This window comes from Streptomyces bungoensis, assembly GCF_001514215.1.
Taxonomy (GTDB): Bacteria; Actinomycetota; Actinomycetes; order Streptomycetales; family Streptomycetaceae; genus Streptomyces; species Streptomyces bungoensis.
Genome location: NZ_KQ948885.1, coordinates 1,747 through 2,242, shown reverse-complemented (window position 1 = coordinate 2,242; position 496 = coordinate 1,747). Strand labels below are relative to the sequence as shown.

Here is a 496-nt window from a genome sequence, read left to right as displayed (position 1 = left end):
CACCCGCAAGGACGTGACCTTGCGGCCTTCGCCGCGGAAGTGCGCGGCGACATCCTCCACCGCCTCCGCCGCACCCGAAAGCACCAGCGAACCCGGCCCGTTGACGGCGGCGATGCCGACCTCGTCACCGAGCAGCGGCAGCACCTCCTCCTCCGAGGCCCGCACCGCCACCATCACCCCACCAGCCGGAAGCGCCTGCATCAACCGGCCACGCGCCACCACCAGACGACAGGCGTCCTCAAGCGACCACACCCCCGCCACATGCGCCGCCGCGATCTCACCGATCGAATGCCCCGCCAGCACATCCGGCCGCACACCCCACGACTCCAGCAACCGGAACAACGCCACCTCAAGCGCGAACAGCGCAGGCTGCGCGAACTCCGTCCGGTTCAGAAGCTCGTGATCGTCACCGAAGACGACTTCCTTGAGGCTGAAGGGAAGCTCCGCATCCACTGCGTCGAAAGCCTCGGCGAAGACCGGGTGTGTTTCGTACAAG

At 67.7% G+C, this 496-nt stretch carries 1 protein-coding gene; it reads right to left on the bottom strand.

Annotated features, from left to right (window positions below; translation table 11 throughout):
* The coding region (locus AQJ66_RS35820; RefSeq protein WP_159052695.1) for an acyltransferase domain-containing protein at positions 1-496 on the bottom strand (496 nt) is incomplete at both ends.